The organism is Paraburkholderia panacisoli, assembly GCF_008369935.1.
In the GTDB taxonomy this organism is placed as follows: domain Bacteria; phylum Pseudomonadota; class Gammaproteobacteria; order Burkholderiales; family Burkholderiaceae; genus Paraburkholderia; species Paraburkholderia panacisoli.
In genome coordinates, this window is record NZ_VTUZ01000007.1 from 256,482 (window position 1) to 275,039 (window position 18,558).

General features: G+C 64.3%; 14 protein-coding genes. 8 read left to right on the plus strand and 6 right to left on the minus strand.

Annotated elements, in window-relative coordinates:
- Positions 1-35: 35 nt before the first annotated feature.
- The 3 genes from glcF to FVF58_RS13425 all read left to right on the plus strand — a co-directional run bounded on the left by glcF (position 36) and on the right by FVF58_RS13425 (position 4,020).
- Complete coding sequence (glcF, locus tag FVF58_RS13415) at positions 36-1,313, plus strand: glycolate oxidase subunit GlcF (RefSeq protein ID WP_149670374.1); 1,278 nt, start codon at positions 36-38, stop codon at positions 1,311-1,313.
- 19 nt (positions 1,314-1,332) lie between these two features.
- Positions 1,333-1,737 carry a heme-binding protein gene (locus tag FVF58_RS13420; RefSeq protein WP_149670375.1) on the plus strand — a complete coding sequence of 135 codons (405 nt, stop codon included), beginning with the start codon at positions 1,333-1,335 and terminating at the stop codon, positions 1,735-1,737.
- Positions 1,738-1,845: 108 nt separating this feature from the next.
- Positions 1,846-4,020, plus strand: a complete 2,175-nt coding sequence (locus FVF58_RS13425) for a malate synthase G (RefSeq protein WP_149670376.1) — start codon at positions 1,846-1,848, stop codon at positions 4,018-4,020.
- 154 nt (positions 4,021-4,174) lie between these two features.
- On the opposite strand, the gene galU is transcribed toward FVF58_RS13425, so the two are convergent.
- Together galU and FVF58_RS51410 are read right to left on the minus strand one after the other, a co-directional pair.
- Positions 4,175-5,080 carry a UTP--glucose-1-phosphate uridylyltransferase GalU gene (gene galU / locus FVF58_RS13430; protein ID WP_149670377.1) on the minus strand — a complete coding sequence of 302 codons (906 nt, stop codon included), beginning with the start codon at positions 5,078-5,080 and terminating at the stop codon, positions 4,175-4,177.
- Positions 5,081-5,407: 327 nt separating this feature from the next.
- Positions 5,408-5,551 (minus strand): hypothetical protein, encoded by a 144-nt coding sequence (locus tag FVF58_RS51410; RefSeq protein ID WP_188130811.1) that lies wholly within the window; start codon positions 5,549-5,551, stop codon positions 5,408-5,410.
- A gap of 240 nt (positions 5,552-5,791) precedes the next feature.
- Here FVF58_RS51410 and FVF58_RS13435 point away from each other — a divergent pair, with 240 nt between their 5' ends.
- Positions 5,792-7,003, plus strand: coding sequence for an acyltransferase family protein (locus tag FVF58_RS13435; RefSeq protein ID WP_149670378.1), 1,212 nt, complete (start codon positions 5,792-5,794; stop codon positions 7,001-7,003).
- 168 nt (positions 7,004-7,171) lie between these two features.
- On the opposite strand, the gene FVF58_RS13440 is transcribed toward FVF58_RS13435, so the two are convergent.
- The 3 genes from FVF58_RS13440 to FVF58_RS13450 all read right to left on the minus strand — a co-directional run bounded on the left by FVF58_RS13440 (position 7,172) and on the right by FVF58_RS13450 (position 13,362).
- Positions 7,172-9,619 (minus strand): glycosyltransferase family 4 protein, encoded by a 2,448-nt coding sequence (locus FVF58_RS13440; protein WP_149670379.1) that lies wholly within the window; start codon positions 9,617-9,619, stop codon positions 7,172-7,174.
- On the minus strand, positions 9,616-11,082 hold the full coding sequence (locus tag FVF58_RS13445; RefSeq protein WP_149670380.1) for a flippase: 1,467 nt from the start codon (positions 11,080-11,082) through the stop codon (positions 9,616-9,618). The genes FVF58_RS13440 and FVF58_RS13445 overlap by 4 nt, the downstream gene beginning before the upstream one ends.
- Positions 11,083-11,214: 132 nt before the next feature.
- A complete protein-coding gene (locus FVF58_RS13450; RefSeq protein ID WP_246217051.1) occupies positions 11,215-13,362 on the minus strand; it encodes an NHL repeat-containing protein in 2,148 nt (715 codons plus the stop codon).
- Between FVF58_RS13450 and FVF58_RS52670 the strand changes: the two genes are divergently transcribed.
- The 4 genes from FVF58_RS52670 (at position 13,289) to gmd (ending at position 17,293) form a co-directional block, all read left to right on the plus strand.
- Positions 13,289-13,756 (plus strand): hypothetical protein, encoded by a 468-nt coding sequence (locus FVF58_RS52670; protein ID WP_246217053.1) that lies wholly within the window; start codon positions 13,289-13,291, stop codon positions 13,754-13,756. The two genes, FVF58_RS13450 and FVF58_RS52670, sit on opposite strands and share 74 nt — an antisense overlap.
- Positions 13,757-14,125: 369 nt before the next feature.
- On the plus strand, positions 14,126-15,253 hold the full coding sequence (locus tag FVF58_RS13455) for an acyltransferase family protein (RefSeq protein ID WP_149670382.1): 1,128 nt from the start codon (positions 14,126-14,128) through the stop codon (positions 15,251-15,253).
- 95 nt (positions 15,254-15,348) lie between these two features.
- Positions 15,349-16,086 carry an SGNH/GDSL hydrolase family protein gene (locus FVF58_RS13460; protein ID WP_149670383.1) on the plus strand — a complete coding sequence of 246 codons (738 nt, stop codon included), beginning with the start codon at positions 15,349-15,351 and terminating at the stop codon, positions 16,084-16,086.
- 163 nt (positions 16,087-16,249) lie between these two features.
- Positions 16,250-17,293, plus strand: a complete 1,044-nt coding sequence (gmd, locus tag FVF58_RS13465; protein WP_149670384.1) for a GDP-mannose 4,6-dehydratase — start codon at positions 16,250-16,252, stop codon at positions 17,291-17,293.
- A 90-nt stretch (positions 17,294-17,383) separates the two neighbouring features.
- Here the strand turns inward: gmd and FVF58_RS13470 are convergent, their stop codons facing one another.
- The gene (locus tag FVF58_RS13470; protein WP_149670385.1) at positions 17,384-18,550 is read right to left on the minus strand and encodes a glycosyltransferase family 4 protein; all 1,167 of its coding nucleotides are present in this window, start codon (positions 18,548-18,550) and stop codon (positions 17,384-17,386) included.
- Between the last annotated feature and the right edge of the window lie 8 nt (positions 18,551-18,558).

The following is an 18,558-nucleotide window of genomic DNA, read 5'->3' on the forward strand; positions in this document are numbered from 1 at the left end:
AAACCTGAAGGCGATCCACCGAAGGGAACACCAGCATGCAAACCAATCTCAGCGATGCCGCCAAAACCCTGTCGCGCGCGGACGAAGCCGAACAGATCCTGCGCTCGTGCGTGCACTGCGGCTTCTGCAACGCGACCTGCCCGACCTATCAATTGCTCGGCAACGAACTCGACGGTCCGCGCGGGCGCATCTATCTGATCAAGCAGATGCTCGAAGGCGAGCCGGTCACGCAGAAAACCCAGCTGCACCTGGACCGCTGCCTCACCTGCCGCAACTGCGAAACCACCTGCCCGTCGGGCGTCACCTATCACGCGCTGCTCGACATCGGCCGCGCGGAACTGGAGCGGCGGGTCCCACGGCCCGCCGCCGAACGCCTGCTGCGCGAGGGTTTGCGCCGCGCGATCCCGCATCCCGCGGTGTTCGACGCGCTGCTGAAGACCGGCCGCGCGCTGCGGCCGTTTCTTCCGGCCGCGCTTGGACGTAAAATCCCCAAGCGTGGCGCCCGCCCGAAAGCGCGGCCGGCGCCGCGGCATCCGCGCACAATGCTGATGCTGGAGGGCTGCGTGCAACCCGCACTGTCGCCGAACACCAACGCGGCCGCGGCGCGCGTGCTCGACCGGCTCGGCATCAGCATCGTGGATGCCGCGCAGGCGGGCTGCTGCGGAGCGACCGATTATCATCTGAACGCGCAGGAAGCCGGCCTCGCGCGCGCACGGCGCAATATCGACGCGTGGTGGCCCGCCATCGAGGCCGGCGCCGAAGCGATCGTGCAAACGGCGAGCGGCTGTGGCGCGTTCGTCAAGGAGTACGGGCATCTGTTGCGCGGCGACCCGCGCTATGCGGCGAAAGCGCAGCGGGTCAGCGAACTGGCGCGGGACCTCGTCGAGGTGCTGGCTCGCGAGCCGCTCGACGCCTTGCAAACGGATTCACAGGCGAGTTCAGCAATGAATTTAGAAGCAGCATTGCCGGCCGAACCGCCAGCGCAGAAGCAGCGGCGCATCGCGTTTCACTGCCCCTGCACGTTGCAGCATGCGCAGAAGCTGGGCGGCGCGGTCGAGTCGATCCTGCAACGGCTCGGCTTCGATCTGACTGCGGTGCCCGATGCCCATCTGTGCTGCGGATCGGCGGGCACGTATTCGATCACCCAGCCCGAGCTTGCGCAGAGGCTGCGCAACAACCGGCTCGATGCGCTGGAGAGCGGCAACCCGGAGTTGATCGTCACGGCCAACATCGGCTGCCAGACGCATCTGGACAGCGCTGGACGCACGCCGGTGCGTCACTGGATAGAACTTGTAGAAGCATCCTTACCATAACCGAGACAGGACATTCATCATGCTGAGCAAACCCGTGTTGACCATCGCCGAAACGACCCGCATCCTCGAAGCCGCCCGCGCGGAAGCCGGCAAGCATCAGTGGGCCGTCGCGATCGTCGTGGCCGACGACGGCGGCCATCCGCTCGGCATGCTACGCCTCGACGGCAGTGCGCCGGCCAGCGCGTATATCGCGACCGAAAAGGCACGCACCGCGGCGATCGGCCGCCGCGAGACCAAGGTCTACGAAGACATGATCAACAACGGCCGCACCGCATTCCTGAGCGCACCGCTGCAAGGCACGCTGGAAGGCGGCGTGCCGGTGATCGTCGACGGCCATGTGGTCGGCGCGGTCGGCGTGTCGGGCGTCAAGTCGGATCAGGACGCGCAGATCGCCAAGGCCGGCATCGCGGCGATTGCTGCTTAAGACCGGATGCCGTTCGCAACGGCGCTCGCACATCGATTCAACTAAACCGTTGCAACCCCGCGGACCGATGCCCCCTCATCGGTCCCATTCAGACAGATGGAGCAGTCGATGACTCAGATGAACCCGCGCGGCGGACTGCAGGTCGCCGCCAATCTCGACCAGTTCGTCGAAACCGAAGCCCTGCCCGGCACCGGAATCGACAGCGCCGCATTCTGGTCGGGCTTCGACGCCCTCGTGCACGAGCTGGCGCCCAAAAATCGCGCGCTGCTCGCCGAGCGCGACCGGCTGCAAACCGAACTCGACAACTGGCATCGCGCCAATCCGGGGCCGGTGCGCGATTCGCGCGCGTTCCGTGCGTTTCTCGAAGGCATCGGCTATATCGTGCCGACGCCGGCCCGCGTCAAAGCCACGACCGACCACGTGGACACCGAAATCGCCGAACAGGCCGGCCCGCAACTGGTGGTGCCGCTGTCGAATCAGCGGTATGCGCTGAACGCGGCGAACGCGCGCTGGGGCAGCCTGTACGACGCGCTGTACGGCACCGACGCGATTCCCGAAGCCGACGGCGCGGAAAAGCAGAAGGCGTTCAACCCGGTGCGCGGCGCGGCGGTGATCGCTTACGCGCGCAAGTTTCTCGATCAGGCGGCGCCGCTCGCAAACGGCTCGCATGCCGACGCGACGCGCTATAGCGTCGAAGGCGGCAAGCTGGTCGTCGCGCTGAAGAACGGCACGAGCGCGCTGCAAACGCCCGCTCAATTCATCGGTTATCAGGGTGACGAGAGCGCGCCGTCCGCGGTGCTGTTCAAACACAACGGCCTGCACTTCGAGATCCAGATCGACGCGAACGATCCGATCGGCAAGTCGGATGCGGCGCACGTGAAGGACGTGGTGGTCGAAGCGGCGGTGAGCACGATCATCGATTGCGAGGACTCGGTCGCGGCCGTGGATGCCGACGACAAGGTGCAGCTCTATCGCAACTGGCTCGGCCTGATGAACGGCGATCTGACCGAAGAGGTCTCGAAGAACGGCAAGACCTTCACGCGCCGGTTGAACGAGGACCGCGTGTATGTCGCCGCGAACGGCACGGCGCCGGTCGTGCTGCATGGCCGCTCGCTGCTGTTCATCCGCAACGTCGGCCACCTGATGACCAACCCGGCGGTGCTGATGAAAGACGGCGGCGAGATTCCGGAAGGCATTCTCGACGCGGTGATCACCACCTTGTGCGCACTGCGCGACCGCAAGAACCAGCTGAATTCGCGCACCGGCTCGATCTACATCGTCAAGCCGAAGATGCACGGGCCGGCTGAAGTCGCGTTCGCGAGCGAACTGTTCGCGCGCGTCGAAGACTTGCTGAAGCTGCCGCGCAACACCATCAAGATGGGCATCATGGACGAGGAGCGCCGCACCAGCGTGAACCTGCTCGCCTGTATCGCCGAAGCGTCGGAGCGGGTGGCCTTCATCAACACGGGCTTCCTCGACCGCACCGGCGACGAGATGCACTCGGCGATGGAAGCCGGCCCGATGATGCGCAAGGGCGACATGAAGTCGAGCACGTGGATTGCCGCGTATGAGCGCAGCAACGTGCTGGTCGGCTTGAGCGCGGGTCTGCGCGGACGCTCGCAGATCGGCAAGGGGATGTGGGCGATGCCCGACCTGATGCACGCGATGCTCGAACAGAAGATCGCGCATCCGAAGGCCGGTGCGAACACCGCATGGGTGCCCTCGCCGACCGCCGCGGCGCTGCACGCGCTGCACTACCACCAGATCGACGTGCAGGCGGTCCAGCAGGAACTGGAGCGCACCGACTATGCGAAGGTGCGCGACGAACTGCTCGACGGCCTGCTGACGATTCCGGTGGTCGAATCCGCGAAGTGGAGCGACGACGAGATCCGCAGCGAAATCGACAACAACGCGCAAGGCATTCTCGGCTACGTGGTGCGTTGGATCGACCAGGGTGTGGGCTGCTCGAAGGTGCCGGACATTCACAACGTCGGCTTGATGGAAGACCGCGCGACGCTGCGTATTTCGAGCCAGCACATCGCCAACTGGCTGCATCACGGTGTGGTGAAGCGCGAACTCGTCGAAGAGACGTTCAAGCGCATGGCGAAGGTGGTGGACGAACAGAACGCCGGTGACCCGAACTACACGCCGATGGCGCCGAGGTTCGACACGATCGCGTTCAAGGCCGCGCTGGCGCTGGTGTTCGAAGGCCGCCAGCAGCCGAGCGGCTATACGGAACCGCTGCTGCACAAGTTCCGGCTGGAAGTGAAGAAGCAGGGTTGAAGCCGCTTGTTGCCGGGCCGCTTCGCGTGTGACGACTCGCGCAGTGGTTGAAATAAAAAACGGGCGCCGTGTGTGATACGGCGCCCGTTTCTATTCAGACGGGTTTTTCGTGCGGTACTTCTTCGCGCCGTGGCGGCGCGCCGCGCTCAACCCCTCACGCCGCTTCAGCCGTGTACTCAGCCTGCGTGTTGTTCTGCATATACGCGTGTAGATACGCTTCGAAATCCGCCTTCACTTCCGGATGGCGCAGCGCGAACTCCACCGTCGCCTTCAGATAGCCGAGCTTGCTGCCACAGTCGAAACGCGTGCCGAAGTAGCGATATGCGAGCACCTGTTCTTCGGTCAGCAGCGATTGCACTGCGTCGGTCAATTGCAGTTCGCCGCCCGCGCCGGGCTTCAACGCGCGGATGTGCTTGAAGATGGTCGGCATCAGCACATAGCGGCCGACCACGCCGAGGTTCGACGGCGCATTGTCCGGCGCCGGCTTCTCGACGATGCCCGACAGCTTGATCACATTGTCTTCCCACTCGCGGCCGTCGACCACGCCGTACGAACGGCTGTCCTCGCGCGCGATGGTCTCGACGCCGATCACCGAGCTGTGATAGTGGTTGAAGGTGTCGACGAGCTGGCTCATCACCGGCTTCGAGCTGTGCAGCAGGTCGTCGGCGAGAATCACGGCGAACGGGCTGTCGCCCACCAGTTTCTCGGCGCACAGCACCGCATGGCCGAGACCCAGCGCTTCGGCCTGGCGCACGTAGAAGCAGTCCACGTTGGCCGGCTTGATGCTGCGCACCAGATCGAGCAGCTTCTGCTTGTTGCGCGCCTCGAGTTCGGCTTCGATCTCATAGGACTTGTCGAAATGATCTTCGATCGCGCGCTTGCTGCGGCCCGTCACGAAGATCATCTCGGTGATGCCGGCGGCGATCGCTTCCTCGACCGCGTACTGGATCAGCGGCTTGTCGACGATCGGCAGCATTTCCTTGGGACTTGCTTTGGTAGCCGGCAGGAATCGTGTCCCGAGGCCCGCTACGGGAAACACGGCTTTGGTGACTTTCAGCATGGTAGGCATTCCCACATCGGTTAGAAATTGGTGTGTCCGCGGACCTGGCGGCCAATTGGTGACTATTGGATATCGCCGCAAAGACTAGCAAAAAAAACAGTCCGTTTCACGTGCGAATTTTTCTCCGTCGAATTAAAAAATCGACTCGTCTTCGCTATGCCAGATAGTGGAAAATAACAGGAAAAAATGACATATTTCGATCGAATTATTTTCCGGCAATTCCGAAAATTTTACGAGCGCGGCTGCCGGTCCGCGGAGGGCGAGAGTGCCGCGATTATAAATCGCCAGCGTGAATCGCGGCGCGGCGCGGGCAATGCCGCCCGCGCGTCAGTCGTTTTCGTCGACGGGCGGCAGCTTACCCGGATTCATCCGGTAACGGCGGATAGGCTCGTTGCGCAGCGCCTCCCGGTACGCAGACGCGGCGACTAGCATCAGCAGCACGGCGATGCCGGCGAGTATGTGCAGGTTCATGACTTCACCTCTGGTCAGGAAAATCCATGCTTTAAATTAGCACGACAAAAGCGGCAAATAATTCAATGCTGCATCTGCTCATGCTCAATTACAATTCGTCACAAAATCCTTATTCAATTCAAATGCGGCGGGCATTTTTTTAGCGTTTTTTTGCGGCTTCCGTGCTCTAGCATGTGATGCATCGCGGGCGCGCACGGCGCCCGGCAATCCGCTTTTTTCCGTTCAGAATAAGGACCGCGCATGAGCGACTCAGCACTGGAAGCCGCCGGCTCATCCCTGCCCCTCTCCCCGTCCCGCCCGCTCGAAGCTTCACGTACGCGAGACGAAGCGCGCGCCGACAGCGCCGGCAAGGAGCATGTGATCGACGCGATGCGCGGCTTTGCCGCGCTGCTGGTCGCGTATTTTCATTGCCGCCAGGTCGCCTGGGTCGGCATGCAGGCTTTTCACCAGAGCGTCGGCCATGCGTTCAGTCTGAGCGCCATTGCCGCTTATCTGACGTTCCCGATTGCGTGGGGCTCGGCGGGCGTGCCGATTTTCTTCGTGATCAGCGGCTATTGCATTCATCGCGGCGGCGCGCTGCGTCTTGCCGGCAATCCCGCTTACCGGCTCGACACCGCGAATTTCTGGGTGCGCCGCTTCGCGCGCATCTATCCGGTGCTGCTGGCGGCGCTGCTGCTGACTTTCGCGCTCGACTGGTTCAGCCTGCAATTGCCGCCGGTCAGCCACAAGATCCGTGAGATCGGCTTGCACGCGTTCCTCGTCAACCTGTTTTCGCTGCAAGGGGTGGCAGGCAAAACCTATGGTTCGAACGGCGCGCTGTGGACGCTGTCGCTCGAAGTACAGTTCTACGCGATCTATCCGCTGCTGTTCGCGCTGCGCCGGCGCATCGGCATGACGCCCGTGCTCGCGCTCGTCGCGCTGGTCAACGTGGTGTCCGCATATGCGCTCGAACGCCACGACATCCAGTTCTTCACGTCGTACTGGTTCGCCTGGACGCTCGGCGCGTGGATCGCGGATGCGAGAGCCCGCAGCACGGCGCAAACGCGCTCGTCGCTGTGGCTTTATGTGCTGGCCGCGGGCTTTATCGCGCTGGGCTGCGCGGCGTTTCGTTTCGGCCAGTACGGCGCGTTCCAGCTGTGGGCGCTCGGCTTCGCGTTCTATCTGTACAAGGCGCTGGAGCGCCCCAGCGGCGCGCGGCGCGAAACGTTCGGGATGCGCGTGCTGTCCCGCTTCGGCGACTTCAGCTTCTCGCTGTACCTGATCCATCTGCCGATCTTCGTGCTCCTGTCGTCGCTGCTGTTCCGCTCGTCGCTGCAGATGTCGATCTGGCCGTCGTTCGGCTACATGCTGGTGGCCGTGCCGGTCGCCTATGTGTTCTACCGGCTCGTCGAACTGCCCGCGATGAAATGGTCGGCCAGCTTCAAACCGAAGACCGCGCGAGCTTCGCGATGAGCACTTCGCGATAAAAAAACGGAGCGAAGGTCCGTGGACTTTCGCTCCGCTGCGCCAACGACAAGGACGGCCGTGTCCTTGCCTAACCACGCGTCAAACCTGTTACGTCGAACTCGCGTCGGCCAGTCCTGGGAGTGAACTTGCATCCCCCAGGCTGTCCGGCGCTTTTTAACGCCCCGCCACGCGCTTCAGAATCCGCGCGACCCCATCCACATAGGTCGTCGTGCCGAACCGGCTCAGTGCCGTCTGATAGCCGTTGCTGACCAGCTTGTTGCGCAGGTCGTCGTTCGAGCGCAATTCCGCGAGCGTGTCGGCCAGGCCGTGCGCATCGCCCGGCGTGCACAGCATGCCGTTTTCGTGGTCGTCGATGATCTCCAGCACGCCGCCCGCGCGCGCGGCCACCACCGGCCGCTGCGCGAGCATCCCTTCGACGATCACGCGGCCGAACGGCTCCGGCGTAATCGACGTATGGACGACCGCGTCGACCGCGCACATGCAGGCCGGAATGTCATGCTGGAAGCCGAGGAAATGCACCCGGTCGCGCAGATCGTGCGCGGCGACGAACGCGTGCAGTTCGCTCTCGTACTGGTCCTCGCCGAACAGCGGCGCGCCCACCAGCACCGCGTGCATCTGCGGATTGAGCACCATCGCTTCGAGCAGCACATGCTGCCCTTTCCAGCGCGCGAGGCGGCTGAACGAGCCGACCAGGAACGCGTCGCGCGGCAGGTTCAGGCGCTCGCGCAGCGTCGCTTGCGGCATCGTGCGCAACGCGTCGAACGGCTCGGCCGAAATGCCGTTGAAAACCACGTCGACGCGCTTGTCGTCGAACTGCGCAAGCTCGGTGAACGCGCGCGCCGACGCGGCCGAATTGGCGATCACGTGCGTGAGGCCGAGCCGCGCGCACCACTTGATGATCGCGAGTTGTTTGCCGCCGAAATGCTCGGGGCTCACGATGTCGCGCAGGTGCCAGACCACCGGACGCCGCGCCAGCTTGCCGGCAAGCGCGCCGATCACCATCGCGCGCTGGGTGTTCGCGTAGATCACGTCGGCGGCGCGCGCGCGCTTCGCGGTGGCGCGCACGAGCGACAGCAGACCCTTCAGCGCCTGGCCCTTCGGCAACGAACCGCCCTGCTTGCGCACATGGCGCAGCGCGCCGGCATCCAGCACGTCGACCGTGACGCCGGCGTCGGCCAGCGCGGTGCGGAACGGGCCGTCGTCGAACAGCACGACCTCGACACGCGAGCGCAACGCCTTGACGATCTCCAGCAGCGACAACTCGGCGCCCCCGAGCACGCCGCTTTGATCGACGGCAAGAATGCGCGGCGCGCCGGCCGCCGCGTCCGCTTTATACGGCACGTAGGGCGGCAGCTTCGCCGCGCGCAACGCCGGCACCGCCGCACGCACATGCGCGAAGAAGCGCTCGCGAAAATGCGCGGCGGAAAACTGCTCGGCGTTGGCCCGGCAATCCGCCGCCGACACGCGTGCGATGTGCTCGTCGAAACGGCGCACCGCCGCAATGATCGATTCGGCGTCCTGCTCGTCGAAGAACATGCCGGTGGGCCGCGGTTCCGACAGATCGCGCACGGTTTCGAGCGCCCCGCCCTTACCGTAGGCGATCACCGGCGTGCCGCACGCCTGCGCTTCGACCACCGAGATGCCGAAGTCTTCCTCGGCGGCGAACACGAAGGCCTTCGCGCGGCTCATCCGGTCCTTGAGCACCGTGAACGGCTGGTAACCCATGATCTCCACATTCGGCCCCGCCTTCGCGCGGATCTTCTCCATGTCGGGGCCGTCGCCGATCACGACCAGCTTGCGCTCGGGCATGCGCGCGAACGCTTCGACGATCAGGTCGATCTTCTTGTACGGCACCATCCGCGACGCGGTCAGATAGAAGTCTTCCTTCTCGGTGCACAGCGAAAATGCCTCGACATCGACCGGCGGAAAGATCACCTGCGCGTCGCGCTGATAGACCTTCTTGATGCGCCGCGCAATGAAGTCGGAGTTCGCGACGAAACCATCCACCGAGTTGGACGTGCGGATATCCCAGTTGCGGATGTAATGCAGAATGAGCCGCGCGAGCGCCGACTTCGGGCCGTTGGTCAGCTTCGACTGCTGCAGGTACTGGTGCTGCAGATCCCACGCGTAGCGGATCGGCGAATGCACGTAGCTGATATGCACCTGGTCGGGGCCGGTCAGAATGCCCTTGGCGACCGCGTGGCTGCTGGAAATCACCACGTCGTACGCGGACACGTCGAGCTGCTCGATCGCGAGCGGCATCAGCGGCAGATACGAGCGGTACTTGCTGCGCGCGAGCGGCAGCTTCTGGATGAACGACGTCGTCACGGACTTGCCGCGCAGGAAACTGCGGTCGTCGAGAAAGTCGACGAGACTGAACAGGTCCGCGTCCGGAAAGCACGCGACGATCTGCTCGAGCACTTTCTCCGCGCCCGCATAGGTGACGAGCCAGTCATGCACGATCGCGATGCGCACGGTCTTGCCGGCGCGCAACGCGGCGCGGCGCGGCGTGGCCGGCACGCCGGGCACGCTCGTGAGTTCGGCCAGAGCGCTGCGCGTCGCGGGTCGCAGCGCGGGTTCTTCAAGGACTTCCTGGTTCATGCGCTTTTCCTCGGATTCAGTCGCAACAGCAGTGAGCGCGCAAGATTGCGCAAGGCGGGAGTCATCGTGATCGACCAGGCGAGGTTCGCGCCGACCATCAGGACGCCGGCGGCGATCGCCAGCGCGAGACCCGGCAGGAAGCCCGCGAGCCACAGGCTCGCGAGCAGGAAGGCGAGATGGGCGAGCATGTCGAGCGCGATCTGGCGCGCGCGGATCGCCGAAAAGTGCAGCAGCACCGCGTAGTCGAACAGCGCGCGGCCGGCCACTGCCACCGCCGCACCGGTCAGGCCGAAGTGCGTGATGCCGAGCCACAACGCCCCTGCAAACAGCGGCAATTCGACGAGGCCGACACGCGCGGCGGTGGCCGGATTGACCTGCGACTGGATCAGAATCCGCGTGACGTTCGCCTGACCGACCAGCCACACGGCGATGATCATGATGCGGCCCACGGGTGCCGCCACCGTGGCGATCTCATTGCCGACCCACAGATGCAAGAACGGTTCGAGCACCAGCATCGCGACCAGCGCGACCGGCGTGAACACGCCGTTGAGAAATTCGAGCGACTGCTGCGTGATGGTGTCGGCATCCGCGCGGCCGACCGCGGACAAGCGCGGAAACAGCGTGCGCACCAGTGCGGTCGGCACGATGTTCAAACGCGTGACGAGGTTTTGCGGCACCGTGTAGTACGTGACGAAACGCGCGCCGAGGCTCGTGCCGAGCATCACGCGGTCGAGCGAGTCGGCAACCATCGTGGTGACGCTCGCAATCAGCATCCAGCCGCCGAAGTTGAAGAGTCCCTTCGCCACGCCGAACTGCGGCGGCAAAACGCGGCGGATTTCCAGCACCTTCAACGCGGAACGGCCGAGCAGCAGCGCGGCCAGAATCCGCGCGAACACCGCCGCTGCGAGCACGTTCTGCAACGTCGCGCCCAGCCACAGCGCGGCGCCGAGCGGCAGCAACTGGAACAGGAAGGTGCCGAGCGTCTGATTGGTGTTGTAGACGCCGAAGCGTTCCGCGCCGTTGATCGCGCCGGCGAAGACCCACGACACGTTGGCGATCGGAATCGCCACCGCGAGCCACGGCAGCGCCATATACACCTCATGCTGAAGCTCGGGCGACACCTTGGTGAAATACGCGGTGTAGAGAAACGCGCCGAAGTAGATGATCAGGCCGCCGATCACACCGGTCGCGAGATTGAGCCACGTCGCGCTCCAGAACACGCGCGCGCTTTCGTCCTTGTCGCCGGATGCGCGCGCCTTCGAGATGTGGTTCTGCGCGGCCATGCTCATGCCGAGATCGAGAATCCCGAAGTAGCCGATCAGCGTCCACACGAGACTGATCACGCCGTAGCGCTCGACGCCGAGCAGCTTGATATACGACGGCACGGTCACGAGCGAGACGAAGGTCGGCAGCACCAGCCCGAAGAAATTGATCGCTACGTTCCTGAGAATGCCTTTGTCCATCGGATGCCTTGGGTTTGACTGCGATTGCGGTTTCGATTGCGTTTGTTTTTTTGCGGTTGTTTTTGCGTTGGGTTGCGCGGGCTTTGCTTCAGCAGGCAATAGCGCGAAGGAAGACTCCAGCCGCCCGCTTCATCAAGGTTTCCAGCGGTACATCAGCACCTTGCCGCGCGCGTCTTCCTCGACGAACACCAGGTACTCGCCGTTCGCGCGCTTCGCCGCGCTGATGCCATTGGGCACATCGACCCAGCCCGACGCGCGCCCCACTTCCGGGCCCGGACGGATCACGCCCAGTTCCTTGCCGCTGTCCTTGTCCCACACGTGCACCGCGCCGACCGGTTCGACGCCGAAGAGGTATTGCCCCTCGACGGTCAGGCCGATGATCGTCGCGATGGGTTTGCTCTGCGTCTGCCACGGCAACGTGATCGCGTAGCGCTGCACCGGATTGCCGCTCGACCATTTGTCGTAGCGCACCAGCACGCGTCCCACTTCTTTCCAGAAGCCGCGATCGACTGGCGTGTCGGGCGTATAGCCGCTCACGTACAGCGAATCGGTGGCGGGGTCGTAGATCGCGCGATGCAGTTCCGTGAACGGTTGCGGCACCGGGTACAGCGTCAGGTCCGAGTACGCGTAGACCGGATTGCCCTTCGCATCCAGCCCGCCGAAACGGAAGCGGTAGATGCCTTTGGTGTCGCGCGTGCGCCAGATGTCGCCGTTGGTATCGACCCACCAGCCCCAGCCGCCCGCGAGCTTCGTGCCGCTCGTGTTGAGCGTGAATTCGTCGCTGTTGAAGCGGCCGTCGCCATTCGTATCGCGCCAGATCCAGTCGCCGCCCGGCGGCGCATTCGGCACCTTCGCGACCGCGCGCTCGCGGCCCGCGATGAAGCCCGACGGAATCGCCGTTTCGCCGTCATGCTGCGGATCGAAGCGATAGATCTTCAGATGGTCCGCATACATGTCCGTCAGGTACAGGAACGTGCGGCCCTTCAGCTTGCGGGCGATCGGCAGGCCTGGATACTGGTCGGTGTGAAAGACCGGATCGTCCGGATATTTGAAGCGATTCGACAGGAATCCCGCGTATTTCCAGTCCTGCCCGGCGGGCTTCGACAGATCGAGTTCGAAGCGCTTGTTGCCGGTATAGACGCTGTCCGGCCGCGACGGATCGATCCACGCGCCGTCGACGAACAGCAACCCCTGCACCTGCCAGTTCTGTCTGCCGTCGGGCGCATAGCTCTCGAGCGTCGCGCCGAGGCCTGCACCGATCGGCTCGTAGCGCGGACCGATGCCGTTGGTCGACACATAGACATTGCCGCGCGCATCCACGCCGACGCCGGTCAGTCCGTTCAAGCGGCGCGGTCCCGGCTTGCCGGCGATGCCGCTGAAAATGCCGCCCTTCTCGCCTAGCGTGCCGGACTCCGTGTAGCGGCCATCGCTCTTCTTGAAGAACAGCACCTGCTGGCGCGGGCCGTTGTCGGCGATCAGGATGCGGCCTTGCGCGTCGATGGCGAGATCGACTGCCGCCGTGTCCGACGGCAGCGCGAAGTTTTCGTCGATGCGCTGGCCCGTCGCCGTGTAGTGCTCGACGCGCGGCGCACGATCGCTGCGGGTGCCGCTCAGCACCCACAGCGTGCCGTCGGGCGCGAGCGCGAGGCGGCCGGGTTCGTGCACGCTCCACGCGGCCTTCTTCTGCATCGACTCGGCGTCGTACACCTCGATGCGATCGCGCGCGGTGTTCGACGCGTACAGCGTGGTGTCGTTCGCCGCCAGGCCGCCGATTTCCGCGCTCGTACCGGTCGGCACTTCGTTCATCATCAGGAAGCCCGCCGCGAGTTGCGCGTGCGGGTCCGCGCTTTTCGCGGCGGGCTGGAACGGCGCGGCGCGTTTCGGATCGGCAATCTCGCGGCGCGAAATGCCGAACCATTGCTTGCCCTTCTCCGGCCACACGCCCTGCTCGACGAGCCGCCCCTTTTCGTTGCCCACCGCGATCGCCACGAACGCATACTTGCGATTCACCGCGATCGCGTTGCCGCCGCTATTGCCCCAGCCATGCGTGCCGCCCGCGAAGCCGAGCATCTTGCCGTTCTGATAGACGCTGGCTTCGGCGCCGCTCTCGTCCCAGGGCGCGTTGGTGTACACCTTGCCGTCGGGTGCCACCGCAATCGCGGTGATGTTGATCTGCGCCCAGGTGCCGTCGCCGAAACCGAAGCTGTTGCCGATCCATGAGGTCTTCGCGTTCAACGCTGTTTCCGCGCTGGCCGTGAAACTGACCGAGCCCGCAGCCAGTCCGGCGGCGCACGCCGATACGGCGAGCCAGCTTTTGAACGTGAAACGGGACAAGGTAAGTCCTCCAGTCAGCACCGCGCTCGGGCACGAGCCCGCGCGGGTAAAAATTCAATGGATGTGGCGGACCGGGCCGCCGGAAGCCACGCAAGAAAAAGGTGCGGCCGATTCGTGCAGGAAGGACGGATGCGCTGCCGCACGGCGAGGCGATGTTCGTGGCAGGCGGCCGTCATTTCACGGCATGGCCATGGCAGCGCCACGCATCCGGATACCCGAGGACGCATGCCGTGCGCTGCCCACGCGCGGTCCCGGACATGCCAATCCGCACGGCTCACATTACGCGGAAAAAATGCCGCAACGAAAATCGAAAATAATTCAAAAATATTCGACGCTTTAAGCGTGTCGAAAGAAAGTGATTTAAAAATCAATTAAATTGAAATGCGTTACAACGCATAATGCAGCGAACCTGTAATGCACCCGCGTTGCGCGTTTCAACCCATCTTTACCGATGTCTCGGGCCACTCCTGGCAGTTATTACGCATCACCCGAACGTCTCCGCGCAAGCATATAAATCCATTTCTAATGGATAACGAAACACCCTGTTGCAATCTGATTCACTTCTCTCATTCATTACCGTTTTTTCGCGATTTTCTTTTCCCTAGAATCGACTGCACTCCCGTTGCGACGCGAAGCGCGCACGCGTGTTCCGTATGGAATCACGCGCGACGCTTCGCCCGGCCCATCCGCTTCACACCATGGACGGTTCATGACAGCCAGCGCATTGCCCCTCGCGCCTACCCACTCCCGCATCGTGCAGCTCGACGGCCTGCGCGCCATCGCCGTGCTCGCGGTCTTCGCGCAGCACGCGCTGAAGGCGCCGCTGTGGATGGGCGTCGATCTGTTTTTTGTTTTGAGCGGCTTTCTGATCAGCGGCATTCTGCTCGATCGTAAGGAACGCCAGCTGCCGTATTTCAGCTACTTTTACGCGCGCCGCGCGCGGCGCATCCTGCCGCCGTACGTGCTGCTAATGGTGGTGTCGTCGCTGCTGTTCGGCCTCGCGTGGGCTGAGCACTGGTACTGGTACACGTTCTTCGCGACCAATATCGGCGACGCGCTCAATCAGAGCGGTCACGACAGCCTGAATGTGCTGTGGTCGCTCGCGGTCGAGGAGCAGTTCTATATTTTCTGGCCGTTCGTGATCCTGCTGGTGCCCGAGCGTCTGCTCGGCTACGTGGCGGCCGCACTGATCGTGCTGGTGCCGGTGCTGCGCGCAGTCGCCACGCCGTGGTTCGATACGTTCTGGCCGATCTATTACCTGACGCCGTTCCGCATGGACCTGCTCGCGGCCGGCGCGCTGCTGGCGGTCGCGCTGCGGCGCGACCGCGATGCGCTGGAGCCGTTCAAGGGCCTCGCGGTGCTCGGCTTCTTCGCCGCGCTGGCCGTGCTCGCATGGCTGCATCTGCACTTCCCGCGTTTTCGCGCGGCCAATACGCCGCTGTCGAATGCGGGGTTGTATAGCGTTTCGTTGGTGCTTTGTACGTCGGTCGTGGTCATCGCTCTGCAAAGCAAGGGCATCGTCAAACGGCTGCTGTGCAATCCGGTGCTGGTCTATATCGGCACCATCAGCTACACGATTTACCTGATTCATCTGAGCGTGCTGTACGTGCTGTGGCCGCTGCATCTGAACCGCTATCTGACGGCGGCGCTCGCGCTCGCGATCACGCTCGTCTACGCGAGCGTCACGTGGTTCGCGTTCGAGAAGCGGTTGATCTTCGGCGCGCGTGGCAAGGCGCATGCGCAAATGCAGGCGCAGACGCAGACGCACGCGCACGCGCCGGGCGGCGGTGTCGCCGGGGCTCGCGCTGCGCGGCAAGCACCGCAGAGCCGCGCATGAGCCGCCGTGAATGGGTTGGCGCGAGCGCAAACGCCGGGGCGTCGGCGCCTCGTGCGCTTGTGCGGGCGCGTGTGAAACCGCGCGTGGGTGCCTCGATGAGCGCGCTTGTAATCGCACTCGCACTAGCACCCGCGGCCTTCTCCGCCCGTGCCGATGCGGCGCAAAAACCGCAAGCACCGCGGCCGCAAGCACAAACGCAAATCCTGATCGACGCATACGGCGATTCGACCACGCTCGGCATCACGTGCAGCGAAGGCCACTGCGGCCCGCAGCCGCAAAACGCCGTGTCTTATCTGCAAGAGGACTTGCACGCGCATTACGGCGATCGCGTGCGCGTCGCGAACCTCGGCGTGGGCGGCACAATGGCCACGCAACTGCGCGACGGCACCGGCAACCGCCGCGCCGGCCCAACCGCCGGTCTGCCCTGGCAAGAGCGCCTCGCGGCGTCGCCCGCGCAGATCGTGTTGATCAACTACGGCATCAACGAAGCGATGCAGAACCAGACGCCCGAGCAGTTCTACGCAGCCGAAACAGCGCTCGTGAAAACCGCTCGTGCGCTCGGCAAGCAGCCGGTTCTGCAGACCTCGAACCCGATGCCCGACAACCGGCTCAACGCGCGGCTCGCCGCGATGGTCGCGATGACACGCCGTGTGGCCGCCGAACAGCAGGTGCCGCTCGTCGACCAGTTCGCCTACGTCAGCCGTCTGCCGGACTGGCAGACGCTGATGTCCGACGGCGCGCATCCAAAGCCGGGCCTGTACCGGCTCAAGGCCGAACAGGACTATCAGGTCGTCGGACCGCTGGTGCGGCGGCTGCTGGACGGCACGCTCTAAAGCGCTTTTTCAAGCGCGCTTCGCGAGGTTCCGCTGGCGAATCCCACCAGCGGCTCTCGCGAATCGTGCTTCTGAAATGCGCTTCCGACTGTGCCGATGAAATGCGCCCTGACCGGCGCGAATGCTTCTTCCTTTTTTCTTTTAACAATCTCGAAGGCAAGCTATGAGCCAACCACGCAAAGCGATCATCACCGGCGTATCCGGACAGGACGGCGCCTATCTGACCAAACTGCTGCTCGAAAAGGGCTATCACGTGACCGGCACGTACCGGCGCACCAGCTCGGTCAATTTCTGGCGCATGCGTGAGCTCGGCGTGCTCGATCATCCGAATCTGCGGCTGGTCGAACACGATCTGACCGACCTCGGCTCGACGCTGCGCCTGCTCGAAGGCGCACAGGCCGACGAACTGTACAACCTCGCCGCGCAGAGCTTCGTTGGCGTGTCGTTCGACCAGCCCGTGACCACCGCCGAAGTGACCGGCGTCGGCGCGCTGAATCTGCTCGAGGGCCTGCGCATTCTGAGCCCGAAGACGCGCTTCTACCAGGCGTCGACATCGGAGATGTTCGGTCTCGTGCAGGCGGTCCCGCAACGCGAGAGCACGCCCTTCTATCCGCGCAGCCCGTACGGCGTCGCCAAGCTGTTCGCGCACTGGTCGACCATCAATTATCGCGAGTCGTACAACCTGTTCGCGAGCAGCGGGATTCTGTTCAATCACGAATCACCGCTGCGTGGCCGCGAATTCGTCACCCGCAAGATCACCGACACGGTCGCGAAGATCAAGCTCGGCAAGCAGGACGTGCTGGAGTTGGGCAACCTGAGCGCGCAGCGCGACTGGGGCTTCGCGCTCGAATACGTCGAAGGGATGTGGCGCATGCTGCAAGCCGATACGCCGGACACCTTCGTGCTGGCCACCGGCCGCACCGAGACGGTCCGCGATTTCGTGCGCATGGCGTTCGCCGCCGCGGGTTATCAGATCGAATGGTCGGGCAAGGACGAGCGCGAAACCGGCATCGATGTCGCCACCGGCAAGACGCTGGTGCGCGTGAATCCGAAGTTCTATCGGCCGGCCGAAGTGGATCTGCTGATCGGCTGCGCGGACAAGGCGCGCGACACGCTCGGCTGGCAGCCGCAAACCACGCTCGAACAGCTGTGCCACATGATGGTTCACGCGGACATCGGGCGCAACGAGCATCACGAGACGTTCTGATTTCGGGCCTTGTGAAAAAAAAATGCGGCCGGTTGGCCGCATTTTTTCGCGCCGTGGGTTGCCGCCACACGCTGACGGCAACCGGCAAACTCAGTGCATCCCCCCCGCCGCGATCGCCTCGCTATACACCGACGCCACCCGCTTCGCGATCACCGCGTTATCGAAGTTCTCACGCGCGTAGCGGCGGCACGCATCCGCATCCGGCAGCTTCAGCGAGCCGTTCAGCGCTCCCGCCAGCCCATCCGCGATTGCCTTCGCGCCCGTTTCCGGCAACACCAGATTCGGCGACAAGCCCGCCACCGCTTCCGGCAACCCACCCACCGGCGTCACCAGCACAGGCGTGCCCGACGCGAGCGATTCGACCGTGATGAGGCCGAAGCCTTCGAGCGCGACCGTCGGCACCACGCTGATATTCGCCGCGCGATACAACGCCGCCAGATGCTGATCGGGCACGAAGCCCAGCAGCTTCACGTTGTCCTCCAGACCCGCTTCGCTGATGCGCGCCTGCAACTCGCCTTCGAGCCGTCCCTTGCCCGCGATCAGCAACAGCACGTCGGGCGCGCTGCGCTTGAGCAGCTTCACCGCATCGATCAGATCTTCGAGACCCATGCGGCGCACGAGACGCCGCACCGCCAGCACGATCGGCCGGTCTTGCGGCAATTGCAGTTTCAGCCGTGCCTCGGCCGGCGTGATCGGCAGATTGAACTGTTCGACATCGACACAACCGGGCACTACGCGCACGCGGTCCGGCGCGATCCGATAGCGCGAAGTCAGAATCTTGCCGAACGCGTCCGACAGCACGATCAACCGCGACGAGCGCGCATACACCGACTGCTCCAGGTAACGCTTGGCGCGCTGGCCGAGCGAATCCGCGCCTTCGACGTGGCTCTCGTCGGCCCACGGCCCCTGAAAATGCGAGACCTGCGGAATGCCGCGCGTCACGTCGAGGCCGGGAAACGTGTACAGCGCGAAGTGTGACGAGATCACGTCCGGCCGCGACGTGCTGATTTCCTGGCGCAGCGCGCGGCGTGCCGCCATCAGCCGCAACGGCAGCGATTGCGCGGCCGAACCGAAGCCGTTGATGGCGCCGCCGGTGTCCGCGGCCACTTTCGGCGAACCGGCCACCACGCCGCGCACCGCGACGCCCGCGCCCGGCAGCGCGCCGACCAGCGAGTAGTACATGCGGTCGAGGCCGCCCGCGCGTTCGGGAAACCAGTGCATCCCGATCTGCAGCGATTTGATTGAGCTCGTCGTCATGGTTGTTG